Below are 13,515 nucleotides of genomic sequence, written 5' to 3' on the forward strand. Positions count from 1 at the left end.
GTGCAGCAGGGCGAGCAGTCCGGCACGTACGACGGCGTGGTCGTCGCAGACGAGGATGCGGACGGGGGTCCCGGTCATCGTGGCTCCCGGGCGATGCCCCCGGACAAGCGCGTGCCCCGCCCCCGCCCCGGTCCCGCCGCAGCCCTGAGGCGAGGCGGGTGCGGGGAGCCGGCCATGCGGCCGGCCCCCGTGCCCGGCCCCAGGAGATCCATGACGACAGCGACACCACCGGCGGCCCTGCCCTGGCAGCGGGCCGGCACGGCGCCCTCCCCCACGTTCCGGCGCAGACTGGCGCGGGTCCTCGCCCGCGCCCGGTTGGGCGCCGGCACGGGCCCGGCCACCGCACCGGCGGCGCCGGGGCGCCCCCTCGACCCGGCCGCCGTCCTCGAACCCCCGCCCGGTATCGAGGAGTTGTACCACCACCGCCGGCTCTCCCTGGTGCGCCTGGCGGTGCTGCTGGTGGACGATCTGCCCACGGCCGAGGACGTCGTGCAGGACGCCTTCACCGCGCTGTTCCGCCGGCACGGCCACCGGCTCGCCGCCCTGGACGACCCGGAGGCGTACCTGCGGACCAGCGTGGTCAACACGGCCCGCTCGGTGCTGCGCCGGCGCAGGACCGTACGGGCACACGTCCCCGCCCCTGAGGAGCATGTGCCCGCGCCGGAGGAGGACGTCCTCCTGCACGAGGAGCACCGGGAGGTGCTGGCGGCGCTGCGCACCCTGACCCGGCGGCAGCGGGAGGTCCTGGTGCTGCGCTACTGGTCGCATCTGACCGAGGCCGAGATCGCGGCGACGCTCGGCCTGTCCCGGGGCACCGTCAAGTCCACGGCCAGCCGGGCCCTGGACGCACTCGGCCGCCGTCTGGAGGGCCTGCGATGAACGACCCCGGTACGGCGGACACGCCGCGCCCCGTCGAGGAACGGCTGCGGGCCGCCCTGGCCGCCCGCGCGAACGCGGTGGGCCCCGCCGATCTGCGGCCCCTGCGCCCGCCGAGCGCCGCGCCGCACCCACGCCGGCCGGCGCTGCCGCCGCTGCGCCTGCGCGGGGCCGCGGTGGGTCTGCTGGCCCTGGCCGCCGTGGTGGCCCTCGTCCTCCTCACCCTGCACGACACCCGGACCCGCCCGGCGGAACCCGCGCGCTCCCCCCGGCCGGCGGTCACCACGCCGGTACCGGTGCCGGTACCGAGCGGGACGGTCCGCACCCCCGTGGCGGTCCCGTCCCCGGCGTCGGAGCCCCCACGGCCGGCCGGGTGAGCGGCGCCGCCGCACCCTGTGCGCTCTCGGGCAAATCGGTCGCCCCGGTTGTCCGACGCTCCAGCGCCCGCACCGCTAGGTTGGGCTGCATGAGCAACCTTGACCGCGCGCCCGTGCCCACCGTCTGCGGGGGCCGTGGCTTCGTCGTCGCCGAACCCGTCCGCGAACTGCTGAGCCCTCGCCACGTCAAGCTGGGGGAATCCACCGAGGTGCGCCGGCTGCTGCCGAACCTCGGCCGCCGCATGATCGGCGCGTGGGCCTTCGTCGACCACTACGGCCCGGACGACATCTCCGACGAGCCCGGCATGCAGGTCCCGCCGCATCCGCACATCGGGCTGCAGACGGTCAGCTGGCTGCACGAGGGAGAAGTGCTGCACCGCGACTCCACGGGCAGCCTCCGGACGATCCGGCCCCGGCAGCTGGGCCTGATGACCGCCGGGCGCGCGATCAGCCACTCCGAGGAGAGCCCCCGGCCGCACGCCCGCTTCCTGCACGGCGCCCAGCTGTGGGTGGCGCTGCCCGACGCGCACCGGCACACGGACCCGGCGTTCGAGTTCCACGCCGAGCTGCCCACGGTGACCGCGCCCGGCCTGACCGCCACGGTGCTCCTCGGCGGCCTGGACGGCTCCGTCTCCCCCGGCACGGCCTACACCCCGATCGTCGGCGCGGACCTCGCCCTCACCCGGGGCGCCGACGTCCGGCTGCCGCTGGAACCCGACTTCGAGTACGGCGTCCTGGCGATGTCCGGCGAGGTCCACGTGGACGGCGTGCCGGTCCTGCCGGGCTCGATGCTCTACCTCGGCTGCGGCCGCTCCGAACTCCCGCTGCGCGCCGAGTCCGACGCCGGGCTCATGCTCCTCGGCGGCGAGCCCTTCGCCGAAGAACTCGTCATGTGGTGGAACTTCGTCGCCCGCTCCCAGGAGGAGATCGTACAGGCTCGCGAGGACTGGATGAAGGGGGTCCGATTCGGTGAGGTGAAGGGCTACGACGGGGCTCCGCTGCGCGCACCACAGCTGCCGGAAGTACCGCTGAAACCGCGCGGAAGGGTGCGTTGACCTGGGGAAACTCTGATTTGCGGTCCAGGGCATTCGAGACCGTCTCTTCGCCTAACCTCCAACGACTATCGCTGGTGGCGCTGGCTCTCGGATACTGCCTGCGGGACGCCTCCGAGGCTGCCCGCGTTTCCAAGGTCTGGTCATATGAGGGCAGCTTTGGCCGGACGAATGCTGACCCAATGCTGACTTTACTGACGAGTCATCAGCACATGGTGAAGCGGTGTGATCGCTCCTTGGAGCGGGGCTGGGGGAGAGATTATCTGCATCGCGTTGTCGGCTGATGCTGCCCCGGAGTCGATTAGCCTTCGGGGCCAGTCGTCGTTGGCCAGCCGCTCGGGCAGTTGTGGGAACCAAACAGCATCAGGTGTAGGGGCACTGCCGTCCGATCCAAGCGGCGAACATGGCATCTCAAGAAACGATCTCACCCTCAGCGAACCTCCCCCAGTCGCCAGCCCCGTCGACACCACCATTACAGCCCGAGGAGAGTGCGAAGCGGTCGCGTGCGGAGCCCGCGACGAGCGCGATCGCTGTCCCGACGCACCAGCGGGTCCCGCCAGAGCCCGCACCGCGTCCCTCCACTCCATCGCAGTCTCCTCGGCTTCCGGGCAGCGCGCCCGTGGACGGCGCCCTGCGGGGCGGAACGGCGACAGAGCACAGGAAACGGTCAGAAAAGTCTTCCGAGGTCACGGAGCGGTGAACGGCCGCGCGCACTGGACAGGCGGCCTGCCGGTGTCAGGGGCTAGGTGTGCTGTCCCGGGGCGTTGGTGACACGCGGGCTGGGTGCTTGAACGGGTGAGGGCCTTCTGGGTTCGGTGTGGATTGCGAAGTCTGCACCGATGTCCAGGAGGCCCTCGTGTCCCACCGTAATGCCCCGCTGACCCCGACCGGGAGGCTGCGTCTGGCCCGGTGTGTCGTGGACGACGGCTGGCCGCTGCGCAGGGCCGCGGAACGCTTCCAGGTCAGCCACACCACCGCCGCCCGCTGGGCCGGCCGCTACCGGCAGCTGGGCGAGGCCGGGATGCACGACCGCTCCAGCCGCCCGCACCACAGCCCGCGCCGGACGCCTGCCGGGATCGAGGCGGAGGTGGTGCGGATGCGGCGCGAGCACCGCATCGGGCCGCTGCGGCTCGCCGCCCGCACCCGGATCGCCGCCTCCACCGCCCACCGCATCCTCGTGAGGCACGGCCTGCCCGCACTGGCAGCCTGCGACCGGGCCACCGGCGAACCAGTCCGCCGCTACGAACGCTCCCGTCCCGGCGAACTCATCCACATCGACGTCAAGAAACTCGGCCGCATCCCCGACGGCGGCGGCCACAAAGTCCTCGGCCGAGCGGCCGGCCGGGCCAACCAGGACCGCCGAAACGGCACCGGATACGCCTACCTGCACACCGCCCTGGACGACCACTCCCGCCTGGCCTACACCGAGCACCTGCCCGACGAGACCGCCGCCACCTGCGCCGGCTTCCTCACCCGGGCTACCGCCTGGTTCACCGCCCAGGGCGTCACCGTCGAACGGGTCCTGACCGACAACGCCTGGGCCTACACCAAGAACACCTGGCGCGACACCTGCCGCGAGCTGGGCATCAGCCCCCGCTGGACCAGGCCCTGGCGCCCGCAGACCAACGGCAAGGTCGAACGCTTCCACCGCACCCTGCTCGACGAATGGGCCTACCACCGGCCCTACACCTCAGAAGCCGAACGACAGGCCGCGTTTCCCGACTGGCTCGACTGGTACAACTACCACCGACCCCACACCGGCATCAGCGGCCAACCACCCGCCAGCCGCGTCACCAACCTGTCCGAACAGCACACCTAGGCCGATTCGTTGGATCACTCCCGCTGGCCGAGGTTGTCGTCGATGATGTCCGTGTGACTAACCGCATCGGCGTCTTGATCTCGGCCTTCGGTGTTCTTGCCAGCATGTTGCTGCTCAGCCTTGCCGTTCGTGAGTACCGCTCTGGGGAGTCGGCCCTCTGGGTCGGGGCTGGAGCTGTGATCTTCCTGGGTGCCTCGTACGCACTCGTGCGGGATGTGCGTCGGCTCCGGTCGGGGTCGACGGCCTGACGGGCGGCGCCGTTCCGGTCAGCCCCGCTGGTCGTTGTCTGGGTGTGCCGTTGACCAACGCGCAGTGGGCGCGAATCGAGCCGTTACTTCCCGATAGGACGCCGAAGAGAGGTGGCCGGTGGCGGGATCACCGTGAGGTGATCGATGCGATCGCCTGGAAGTTCCAGACGGGCTCGCAGTGGGTCCACCTCCCCGACAAGTTCGGCAACTGGCGAGGGGTCTACAACCGGCTGCGGATGTGGGCCGTCGACGGCACCTGGGAGCGGGTGTTCACCGCGCTGGTCGCGCAGGCCGACGCCGAGGAAGACCTCAACTGGGCCGTTTCGGTGGACTCCACCATCGTGCGCGCACACCAGCACGCGGCCGGGGCCCGCAAAAAGGGGCCCGCCTGGCGAACCGGCGGACCACGCCATCGGCCGGTCCCGCGGCGGACTGACCACGAAGATCCATCTTGCCTCAGACGCCCACTGCCGTCTGGTCTTCCATCTCACCGCTGGGCAAGCCGGCGACGCACCCGCCTTCGCGCACGTCATGGCCCGCCTGCGCGTTCCTCGACGACGGGGACGGCCCCGCACCAGGCCCGACGTGGTCCTGGCCGACAAGACGTATCCCTCCCGCGCGATCCGCGAGCACCTGCGCAAGCGCGGGATCCGGGCGGTCATCCCCGTTCCGGCCGACCAACGCGGCCACCGCCTCCGACGCGGCAACCGGGGCGGAAGGCCGCCTGCCTTCGACCGCGAGGCATACAAGCAGCGCAACACCGTCGAACGCTGCATCAACCGCTTGAAGCAATGACGGGGCATCGCCACCCGTCACGAGAAGACCGCGACCATCTACCTGGCCGGACTCCACATCGCGTGCATCCTCCTCTGGTCCGCGCGCTGATCCAAACGAAACTGCCTAGTGGGCGGGCGGGCCCGCTGGTGCCCTCGGCACGGTCTTGAGATGTCAGTCCCGTGTCAGGGGCCCATGCCATTCTCTTTCACGTGAACGACCCTGGGAATCACCGGAGTCGGGAGCGAGGAGAGGTGCCCGGAGTGGTTGATCGGGGACCAGCGAGCACGCCTCAAGGTCGGATCCTTTCAGGGGTCCACGCAGGTTCGAATCCTGCCCTCTCCGCATCACGCGGCACGCCGCTCACCGGGAAACGCCCGGTGGGAGGCGTGCCCATGCCGTGTAGCGCGCGCGACCGTGCTGTCAGTAGTGCTGTTTCCGGTAGACGCCGTCGGTGTCGGCGCCCCGAGCCCAGTCGTCGAAGCTTGTGTTGCCCAGTTCGATGTTGACGATGAAGGAGCCGGCTGCGGCGAGGGTGATCCTGAACGGGTCGTCGTCCTCGTCGGGCAGGTTGTTCACTGCTAGCAGCGGGAAATCCGCGGAGGCCAGAGCCTGCTCGTCGGCGATGAGGAGGAGGGTGCTGTCGGGCCAGTCTTCCTCATCGCGGCTGATCCGCGCTTGGAGCTGGTCGGCCGTGAAGCCCGTGTAGATAGGGTTGTCGATGACGGTGACCGACTCGTAGTGCTCCGAGCCACCTTCGAGGGCCTTGAGCAGGCGTGTCCACGGTTCTGGCTGGTCGAAAGACGTGCGGACCAGGAGGGGGCCGGCGGCTTCCTCGATCGTGGGGGGCGCCGGTTCGGGTTCGGTGCCGGTGCGGTCGCCGGGGATGACCTGGATGAGGAAGCGTGGCTTCGTCCCGTCCGTCGAGCGGTCGCTGGCGTGGACGCGGACCAGGTAGGGACCGGGCCCTGCGGTGGCGAGGTTCTGCTTGCGTACGGGTTCGTATCCGCTGTCGCACAGGGCGAGGAAGCCGGTCGTGGAGATCACGGTGGTCTCTTCGACCTCGTCCCAGCCCTCCTCCGTTCCCGGGTCCGTTCCGGCGTAGAGGGTGACGACGGGGTTCTCCAGGGCGCTGCCGGCGTCGATGTGCAGCCAGTCCTTCCCCGTGGTCAGGAGCCCGTGGCCGTGCGGGTGCGCGCCCGTGTCGGGGTCCATGACGGTCAGGTCGCCCCACTCCTTCATTTTCAAGGGGCGGGTGCGGCCCTGGAGGAGGGGCCAGGCGGAGCGCGGCATGGAGAACCCCCGTCGTGTGTGCGGTGCCTGTCGGTCAGGTGGCGGCACTGTTCAGTGTGGCAGGCGTCGGGTGGGTGCCGGGTCTACTTGATGTGGACGTAGTAGGCGTCGCCGTTGAGGACGCGCTGGCTCTTGTAGAAGCCGCCGAGGCGGGCGCCGGCGCTGCGGTTGTCGGCAGCGGAGATGATGCGGGTGCTGCCGCGGCTGGGGTTGCCGCCTTCCTTGCTGGCGGCGAAGGGGTACTCGTCGCAGTCGTACTTCTTGGGGTCGGGGTTGTGGACCTTGGCGCACATGGCCTTGCGGTGGGCGTTGATGGTTTTCGCGTCGGTGATGCGGTGCAGGGGGGTGGAGGCGCCCGGGTGTCCGGTGATTTTGCGCTGGGCGTCGTAGATGTGGTTCGCGGACTGCTTCACCTGTGCGTCGCTGCGGGAGAGGGTGAAGGTGGGGGCGAAGGAGGGGAAGACGCAGCCGGGGTTCTTGGTGCGCTTCGTGGGGCCCCAGAAGGTGTCGTCGCAGCGGTACTTGGCGGAGTTGTAGGTGAAGCCGCCGGGGGTGTAGCCGGGTTTGGTGAAGGTGAACCGGTAGGAGGCCGGGCTCGTGAGCTGCTTCTTCTTGGCGACGCTGGCGGCGTAGCCGACGGTCCCCGTGCGGGCGGGGCCGAGGGTGGAGCCCTGGGGGAACTTGACGGCGGTCTTGACGCCCTTGCCGCCGCCGACGGAGACGGTGACGCTCACCCCGCTGGCGTTGACGAGCGTGGCTTTGCCGAGGGTGAAGCTTTCGCCCCACTTGAGCTTGCTGGTCTGCAGGGTCATGGAGTGCTTGATGTCGAAGGTGGCCGAGCCGACCGGCTTGCCGTTCTGCAGCATGTCGACCCGGGCGCCGATGTCCATGCACATGCTGGTGCGGGTGATGGTGATGGTGTTCAGGCGGCAGCTCGCGGCCGCGGCGGTGGCCAGGTAGGAGGTCTTGACCGCAGCGGTCTGGGTGACCGTGATGCTGTACTTCGCGGGAGCGGCCTGCGCGCTCGTGGCGCTGATACCGGTTGCGAGGAGCATGGCGAGAGCTGTGGCGATGGCCGCTTTCCGTGGCGCGCTGGTCCCCATGAGCATGTCCCCTCGTTGGTGGAAGGACGGCGCCGGGTCAGGGCGCTGTCCGTGCGGCAGACACACTAAAGGCCGCCAACTTTCCTGTATCTACGACTTATTGGGGACCTGTGCGTTTTGAGACATGCTGAGGCTTTGCTTCCGGATATGGCGGTAAAGGACCGGATCGGGCACCAGTCCGAAAACTGCCGAGACTCAGGCCCGGCAGAGGCCATCAGTCCCCAGCCCGGCGCGCGCTTTCACCAGCTGCCCGCCACAGCGAGGCCGTTCAGCGCAGCGTGCGCGGCACCGCGCGGTGGAGGCCGAGACCACGCACCGTGCAGAGCCCCCTGACGGGTAGGCAGATCCCCGGGCCCTCGACGGGCCTAAGCGTTCCGTCCTGACCGCACGCTCGGGGTGGAGTGCGTGGCTCCGACACCTCCCCCATCGAGCGGCCACCGCGTTGAAGGCCAGCGGCCCGGCCGGCTCGCCCAGCCGAGCCGGGATGAGATGATCCGGAAAATTCGGCCTGAATGGCGACCTTGACGAAACAGAGAGCTCATTGAACGGCCGCCCGCGCCACGTCGGCTCCCGCATCCACGCCCGGCGAGCAACCCGGGCACCCCTGCTTTCCGTCGCGGGCCGAGGGGTGAGGCTCTTCGGAGCTCCTCTTTCCGGCCACGTGGTCCGGGACGGCTCGCTCAGGACGCGCGATGCCCAGAGGTGGTCCAACTGGCCCACGGACCCAGTGTCTGCAAGCCGCCGTACGGCCAGGAAAACCAGGACAGAGGAAGCGCTCGCCCGGCGACCCGTCCGTGGTCGCGGGGGGGCTTGCGGCACCACGGCGGAAAATCTTCGACGAGAACCGCCGCCATTCCCCGGTCTCCTCACCGACGCGGCAGTGGCCGACCTGCAGACGCACCTCGGGTTGCCCGTGGTCACGGGCCGCGAGCGGTGGCGTCCGTTTGCGCACTGCCAGACGCCCCGCCGGGACCCGTCCCCCGGAGTCGCGGTCGGCCGGCTCGGTGCTACCGGGCCAGGGTCACGGTGATCGGGGCGTTGGGGCACTGGCTGAGCTGGCCGGCCAGTGCCTCGTGCTCAGCCGCGTCGATGGTCAGGCCCCAGCGGGTCTTGTCCGCCACCCAGTCCGATACGTACGTGCACCGGTAGCCGACAGCCGGGGGCAGCCACGTGGTGGGGTCCTGGTCCGCCTTCGACCGGTTCGACGCGGCCGACACCGCGATCAACGCGCGCTCGTCCCCGAGGTCGTTGGCGTAGGCCTCCCGCACCGCCGCGCTCCAGGCGTAGGCGCCCGAGTCCCAGGCCTCGGCGAGCGGGACCAGGTGGTCGATGTCCAGGCCCCGGGGACCGGCGATGTAGCGGTCGTCGTAGGGCGAGTACCACTCCCCCTCCGTCAGCGTGCACCGCTCCCCCTGCACCGGAGCGACGACCGCCTCGGCCTTGAGCACCTCCGCGCGGGTGTTGCAGCCGTCGTGATCGGCGTCGACCCAGTGCTTGAACTTGCTGCGCTCGTAGCCAGTGCGGTCCTCCTGCCGCACCGGCAGCGCGGCGAGGGCGTCACGGACCGGCACGGTCACAGTCTGCCCGGGTGTACGGGAGCGCGGTGCGGCCGCGGCCGTGTGGGCGGCGGCCGGGACGAGGAGCACGGTGAAAGCGGCGGCGGCCGCGGCGGTCCGGGCGAAACGCACGAGGAGGTCCTCTCGAAGATCACAGAAGGGCTGTGATCTTCGTAGTGGCTCCGGCCGGCGGCTCGCCCGGGAACGACGGCGGCTCCACCCGATCGGGCGGCAAGCCCGACAGCCGACGCGGCGCCCCGCGCCCGTAGGATCCGCGCGTGGCACACACTTTCGAAGAACTCGTCAAGATGCAGCGGGCGGCGGACGCGGCGCGGGCGCAGGTCGAGCATCTGCGGGACACGTTCGGGCCACCCAGCACGCAGCCCTGGAGCGAGCAGCAGACCTAGTGTCCTGAGTCGGGAATTCGCTTCAGATATCCTGCGAGGCGTTCAAGGATCTCGTCCGCGGTCTTCGTCCAGACGAAGGGCTTCGGGTCTTCGTTCCAGGTCTTGATCCAGTTGCGGATGTCCTTCTCCAGGGACTGGACGTTTCTGTGGACACCTCGCCGTATCTGTTTGTCCGTCAGCAGCGCGAACCACCGCTCGACCTGGTTCAGCCAGGAGGAACTGGTCGGTGTGAAGTGCACATGGAAGCGGGGGTGTGCGGTCAGCCATCGCTGGATGGCCGGGGTCTTGTGCGTTGAGGCGTTGTCGCAGATGAGATGCACGTCCAGGCCGGCGGGTACCTCCTTGTCGATGCGGACAAGGAACTTCTTGAACTCCACGGCACGGTGCCGGCGGTGGATCTGGCCGATCACCTCGCCGGTAGCGGTGTTCAGCGCGGCGAACAGCGTGGTAACGCCGCCGCGCACGTAGTCGTGAGTACGGCGCTCGGGCATGCCTGGCATCATCGGCAACACCGGAGCCGACCGGTCCAGCGCCTGGATCTGCGTCTTCTCGTCCACGCACAGCACCAGCGCATGCTCGGGCGGGGCGAGATACAGGCCGACCACATCGCGGACCTTCTCGATGTACTGCGGATCCTTCGAGAGCTTGAAGGTGTCCACCAGGTGCGGCTTGAGGCCGAAGGTCCGCCAGATACGCGTGATGGCCGACTGGGAGAGGCCCACTTCCTTGGCCATCGACCGCGTCGACCAGTGCGTGGCGTCCTTCGGCGTGGTCTCCAGTGTCTTGACGACCACTTCTTCCACCTGAGCGTCGGTGATCTTCCGGGGACCACCCGGGCGTGGCTCGTCGGTCAGGCCCTCAAGCCGGTCCCGCACAAAGCGGGCCCGCCACCTGCTCACCGTGTGCTCCTCGACACCGAGCAGGGCGGCGACGTCTCTGTTCGAAGCGCCGGTTGCGCACTCCAGCACGATCCGGCACCGCAGGGCCAGGGCCTGCGAAGAAGTCCGACGCCTGGCCCAGCGGTTCAACGTCTCACGCTCGTCATCGGTCAGCACCAGCTCGGCCTTCGGCCGTCCCGTCCTCGCCACCCGGCCATCATGCCGAACCGCCGATGACTTACGCAGCGAATTCCCGACTCAGGACACTAGACGAGTAGTTCCGAATGCGGGGTTCACGGACGTGGGGAGGGTGCCCAACATCGGGTTGTGACGACCGAGTTAGACACCCTCTTGACCGCACTGTACGTGCACATCGACGACCGTCTGAAGACCCCGCGCCGACGCGGCCGGCCGCCTCGGCTGACCGACGCCGAACTGGTCACCCTGGCCGTGGCCCAGGCCATGCTGGGCTTCCACTGCGAGGCCCGCTGGCTGCGCTTCGCCCACGCCCACCTGCACGCGATGTTCCCCTACCTGCCCCAGCGGCCGGCGTACAACAAGCGCCTGCGGGCCGCCCTGGGGCTGGTCAAACAGGTGATCCGGTCCCTGGCTGCGGACACCGACCTGTGGCTTGACCCGGTGTGGATCGTGGACTCCACCCCCGTGGAGTGCGCCCGCTCGCGGGAGACCGTCAAACGTTCCGACCTGGCCGGCTGGGCGGGCTACGGCTACTGCCGCTCTCACTCCCGCTTCTACTGGGGCCTGAAGCTGCACCTGGTGTGCACCCCAGCCGGCCTGCCCGTCACCTGGGCCCTCGCTGACCCGAAGATCGACGAACGGCAGGTGCTGGCCGCCCTGATCGACAACGAGCCGCACCTGGCCACCGACCGGGCCGGCCTGCTCATCCTGGCCGACAAGGGCTACATCGCCGCCGAACTGGACCGCTTTCTCGCCGCCCGCGGCATCAGCCTGCTGCGGCCCTCCTACCGCAACCGCGGCACTCCACGCCCGGGAGAGGGCCTGCTCAAGACCGTGCGCCAGCTGATCGAGTCGGTCAACGACACCCTCAAGGGCCAGCTCGACCTCGAACAGCACGGCGGCCGCACCATCGAAGGCGTCGGCGTCCGCGTGGCCCAACGGATCCTGGCGATGACCTGCGCAATTTGGCACAACCGCACCATCGGCGCACCCATCACCAGGTCACTGACCGCCTACGACCACTGAGCCACATCGGAACTACTCGTCTAGCACTCGATGATGTTCACCGCGAGCCCGCCCCGCGCCGTCTCCTTGTACTTCACCGACATGTCCGCGCCGGTCTCCTTCATGGTCTTGATGACCTTGTCGAGGGAGACCTTGTGCGAACCGTCGCCGCGCATCGCCATCTTGGCGGCCGTGACCGCCTTCACCGCGGCCATGCCGTTGCGCTCGATGCACGGGATCTGCACCAGGCCGCCGACCGGGTCGCAGGTCAGGCCCAGGTTGTGCTCCATGCCGATCTCGGCCGCGTTCTCCACCTGCTCGGGCGTGCCGCCCAGCACCTCGGCGAGCGCGCCCGCCGCCATGGAGCAGGCGGAGCCCACCTCGCCCTGGCAGCCGACCTCGGCGCCGGAGATGGAGGCGTTCTCCTTGAAGAGCATGCCGATCGCGCCCGCGGCCAGCAGGAAGCGGACCACGCCGTCCTCGTCCGCGTTCGGCACGAAGTTGATGTAGTAGTGCAGTACGGCGGGGATGATGCCGGCCGCGCCGTTCGTCGGGGCGGTCACCACCCGGCCGCCGGCCGCGTTCTCCTCGTTCACCGCCATCGCGTAGAGCGTGATCCACTCCATCGCGTGCGCCAGCGGATCGCCGTCGGCGCGCAGCTGACGGGCGGAGACGGCCGCGCGCCGGCGCACCTTGAGGCCGCCGGGCAGGATGCCCTCGCGGGTCATCCCCCGCTGCACGCACGCGCGCATCACGCGCCAGATCTCCAGCAGGCCCGTGCGGATCTCTTCCTCGGTGCGCCAGGCGCGCTCGTTCTCCAGCATCAGCGAGGAGATCGACAGGCCGGTCTCCTTCGTCAGGCGCAGCAGCTCGTCGCCCGTGCGGAAGGGGTACTTGAGGACCGTGTCGTCCAGCACGATCCGGTCCGCGCCGACCGCGTCCTCGTCCACGACGAAGCCGCCGCCGACCGAGTAGTAGGTCTTGGTCAGCACCTCCGCGCCCGAGGCGTCGTACGCCCACACCGTCATGCCGTTGGCGTGGTAGGGCAGGGCCTTGCGGCGGTGCAGGACCAGGTCGTCGTCGAAGGAGAAGGCGATCTCGTGCTCGCCGAGCAGGGAGAGCCGGCCCGTCCGCTTGATCGACTCGATCCGGTCGTCCGCGGTCTCCACGTCCACCGTGCGGGGGGAGGCGCCCTCCAGTCCGAGCAGGACCGCCTTGGGGGTGCCGTGGCCGTGCCCGGTCGCGCCGAGCGAGCCGTACAGCTCGCAGCGCAGGGCGGCGACCGAGTCCAGCAGGCCCTCGTTGCGCAGCCGGCGGGCGAACATCCGCGCCGCGCGCATCGGGCCCACCGTGTGGGAACTGGACGGACCGATGCCGATCGAGAACAGGTCGAAGACCGAGATGGCCACGGTCACTCCTTGGGGCAGTGGTGGGGCACTCTCCGTCGAGTGCCCCACCGGGTGACTTACTTGCTCAGACCCGGGTAAAGCGGGTGCTTGTCGGCCAGGGTCTGCACCCGGGCCTTGAGGGACTCCGCGTCGTACGACGGCTTGAGCGCCTCGGCGATCACGTCCGCGACCTCGGCGAAGTCCTCGGCCGTGAAGCCGCGGGTGGCGAGGGCGGGCGTGCCGATCCGCAGACCCGAGGTGACCATCGGGGGGCGCGGGTCGTTCGGGACCGCGTTGCGGTTGACCGTGATGCCCACCTCGTGGAGGCGGTCCTCGGCCTGCCGGCCGTCCAGCTCGCAGTCGCGCAGATCCACCAGGATCAGGTGCACGTCCGTGCCGCCGGACAGCACGTTCACCCCGGCCTCGCGGGCGTCGGCGGCCGTCAGGCGCTCGGCGAGGATGCGGGCACCCTCCACCGTACGGCGCTGGCGCTCCTTGAAGTCCTCCGAGGCGGCGATCTTGAAGGGGACCGCCTTGGCCG

Annotated in this window: 11 protein-coding genes and 3 pseudogenes; 8 read left to right on the top strand and 6 right to left on the bottom strand. The window is 70.0% G+C overall.

Annotation, left to right across the window (positions count from 1 at the left end; translation table 11 throughout):
* Positions 1-210: 210 nt before the first annotated feature.
* From FRZ03_RS07435 to FRZ03_RS38880, 6 genes and pseudogenes are all read left to right on the top strand, one after another.
* On the top strand, positions 211-879 hold the full coding sequence (locus FRZ03_RS07435) for an RNA polymerase sigma factor (RefSeq protein ID WP_146464350.1): 669 nt from the start codon (positions 211-213) through the stop codon (positions 877-879).
* The gene (locus tag FRZ03_RS07440; protein WP_146464351.1) at positions 876-1,253 is read left to right on the top strand and encodes a hypothetical protein; all 378 of its coding nucleotides are present in this window, start codon (positions 876-878) and stop codon (positions 1,251-1,253) included. Before FRZ03_RS07435 ends, FRZ03_RS07440 begins: the two co-directional genes overlap by 4 nt.
* Positions 1,254-1,342: 89 nt before the next feature.
* Entirely contained in the window at positions 1,343-2,308 is a 966-nt protein-coding gene (locus FRZ03_RS07445; RefSeq protein ID WP_146464352.1) for a pirin family protein, read from the top strand.
* A gap of 853 nt (positions 2,309-3,161) precedes the next feature.
* The gene (locus FRZ03_RS07450) at positions 3,162-4,124 is read left to right on the top strand and encodes an IS481 family transposase (RefSeq protein WP_146464353.1); all 963 of its coding nucleotides are present in this window, start codon (positions 3,162-3,164) and stop codon (positions 4,122-4,124) included.
* 286 nt (positions 4,125-4,410) lie between these two features.
* Positions 4,411-5,257, top strand: a pseudogene (locus FRZ03_RS07460) (IS5 family transposase).
* 137 nt (positions 5,258-5,394) lie between these two features.
* A pseudogene (locus FRZ03_RS38880) lies at positions 5,395-5,491 on the top strand.
* A gap of 78 nt (positions 5,492-5,569) precedes the next feature.
* Here the strand turns inward: FRZ03_RS38880 and FRZ03_RS07465 are convergent.
* The 3 genes from FRZ03_RS07465 to FRZ03_RS07475 all read right to left on the bottom strand — a co-directional run bounded on the left by FRZ03_RS07465 (position 5,570) and on the right by FRZ03_RS07475 (position 9,230).
* Complete coding sequence (locus tag FRZ03_RS07465; RefSeq protein ID WP_146464355.1) at positions 5,570-6,439, bottom strand: DUF6924 domain-containing protein; 870 nt, start codon at positions 6,437-6,439, stop codon at positions 5,570-5,572.
* A gap of 83 nt (positions 6,440-6,522) precedes the next feature.
* Positions 6,523-7,494, bottom strand: a complete 972-nt coding sequence (locus tag FRZ03_RS07470; protein ID WP_186785293.1) for a NucA/NucB deoxyribonuclease domain-containing protein — start codon at positions 7,492-7,494, stop codon at positions 6,523-6,525.
* Between the two features lie 1,055 nt (positions 7,495-8,549).
* On the bottom strand, positions 8,550-9,230 hold the full coding sequence (locus FRZ03_RS07475) for an HNH endonuclease family protein (RefSeq protein WP_146464357.1): 681 nt from the start codon (positions 9,228-9,230) through the stop codon (positions 8,550-8,552).
* Between the two features lie 146 nt (positions 9,231-9,376).
* Between FRZ03_RS07475 and FRZ03_RS40100 the strand changes: the two genes are divergently transcribed.
* Complete coding sequence (locus FRZ03_RS40100; protein WP_261398656.1) at positions 9,377-9,505, top strand: hypothetical protein; 129 nt, start codon at positions 9,377-9,379, stop codon at positions 9,503-9,505.
* Here the strand turns inward: FRZ03_RS40100 and FRZ03_RS07480 are convergent.
* Positions 9,502-10,593 (bottom strand): IS630 family transposase, encoded by a 1,092-nt coding sequence (locus tag FRZ03_RS07480; protein WP_146464358.1) that lies wholly within the window; start codon positions 10,591-10,593, stop codon positions 9,502-9,504. The two genes, FRZ03_RS40100 and FRZ03_RS07480, sit on opposite strands and share 4 nt — an antisense overlap.
* 117 nt (positions 10,594-10,710) lie before the next feature.
* Here FRZ03_RS07480 and FRZ03_RS07485 point away from each other — a divergent pair, with 117 nt between their 5' ends.
* Positions 10,711-11,607, top strand: a complete 897-nt coding sequence (locus FRZ03_RS07485) for an IS982 family transposase (protein ID WP_146464359.1) — start codon at positions 10,711-10,713, stop codon at positions 11,605-11,607.
* A gap of 20 nt (positions 11,608-11,627) precedes the next feature.
* Here the strand turns inward: FRZ03_RS07485 and FRZ03_RS07490 are convergent, their stop codons facing one another.
* Complete coding sequence (locus FRZ03_RS07490) at positions 11,628-12,995, bottom strand: L-serine ammonia-lyase (RefSeq protein ID WP_146464360.1); 1,368 nt, start codon at positions 12,993-12,995, stop codon at positions 11,628-11,630.
* Between the two features lie 56 nt (positions 12,996-13,051).
* A pseudogene (locus FRZ03_RS07495) lies at positions 13,052-13,515 on the bottom strand (serine hydroxymethyltransferase); the annotation flags it as partial.

This window comes from Streptomyces misionensis (assembly GCF_007896895.1).
GTDB classification, from domain to species: Bacteria; Actinomycetota; Actinomycetes; order Streptomycetales; family Streptomycetaceae; genus Streptomyces; species Streptomyces misionensis_A.

Bases quoted from the DNA above. Each gene is read 5' to 3' on its own strand.
- FRZ03_RS07435 (WP_146464350.1), top strand. From the start codon at position 211: ATGACGACAGCGACACCACCGGCGGCCCTGCCCTGGCAGCGGGCCGGC.
- FRZ03_RS07440 (WP_146464351.1), top strand. From the start codon at position 876: ATGAACGACCCCGGTACGGCGGACACGCCGCGCCCCGTCGAGGAACGG.
- FRZ03_RS07445 (WP_146464352.1), top strand. From the start codon at position 1,343: ATGAGCAACCTTGACCGCGCGCCCGTGCCCACCGTCTGCGGGGGCCGT.
- FRZ03_RS07465 (WP_146464355.1), bottom strand. From the start codon at position 6,439: ATGCCGCGCTCCGCCTGGCCCCTCCTCCAGGGCCGCACCCGCCCCTTG.
- FRZ03_RS07470 (WP_186785293.1), bottom strand. From the start codon at position 7,494: ATGCTCCTCGCAACCGGTATCAGCGCCACGAGCGCGCAGGCCGCTCCC.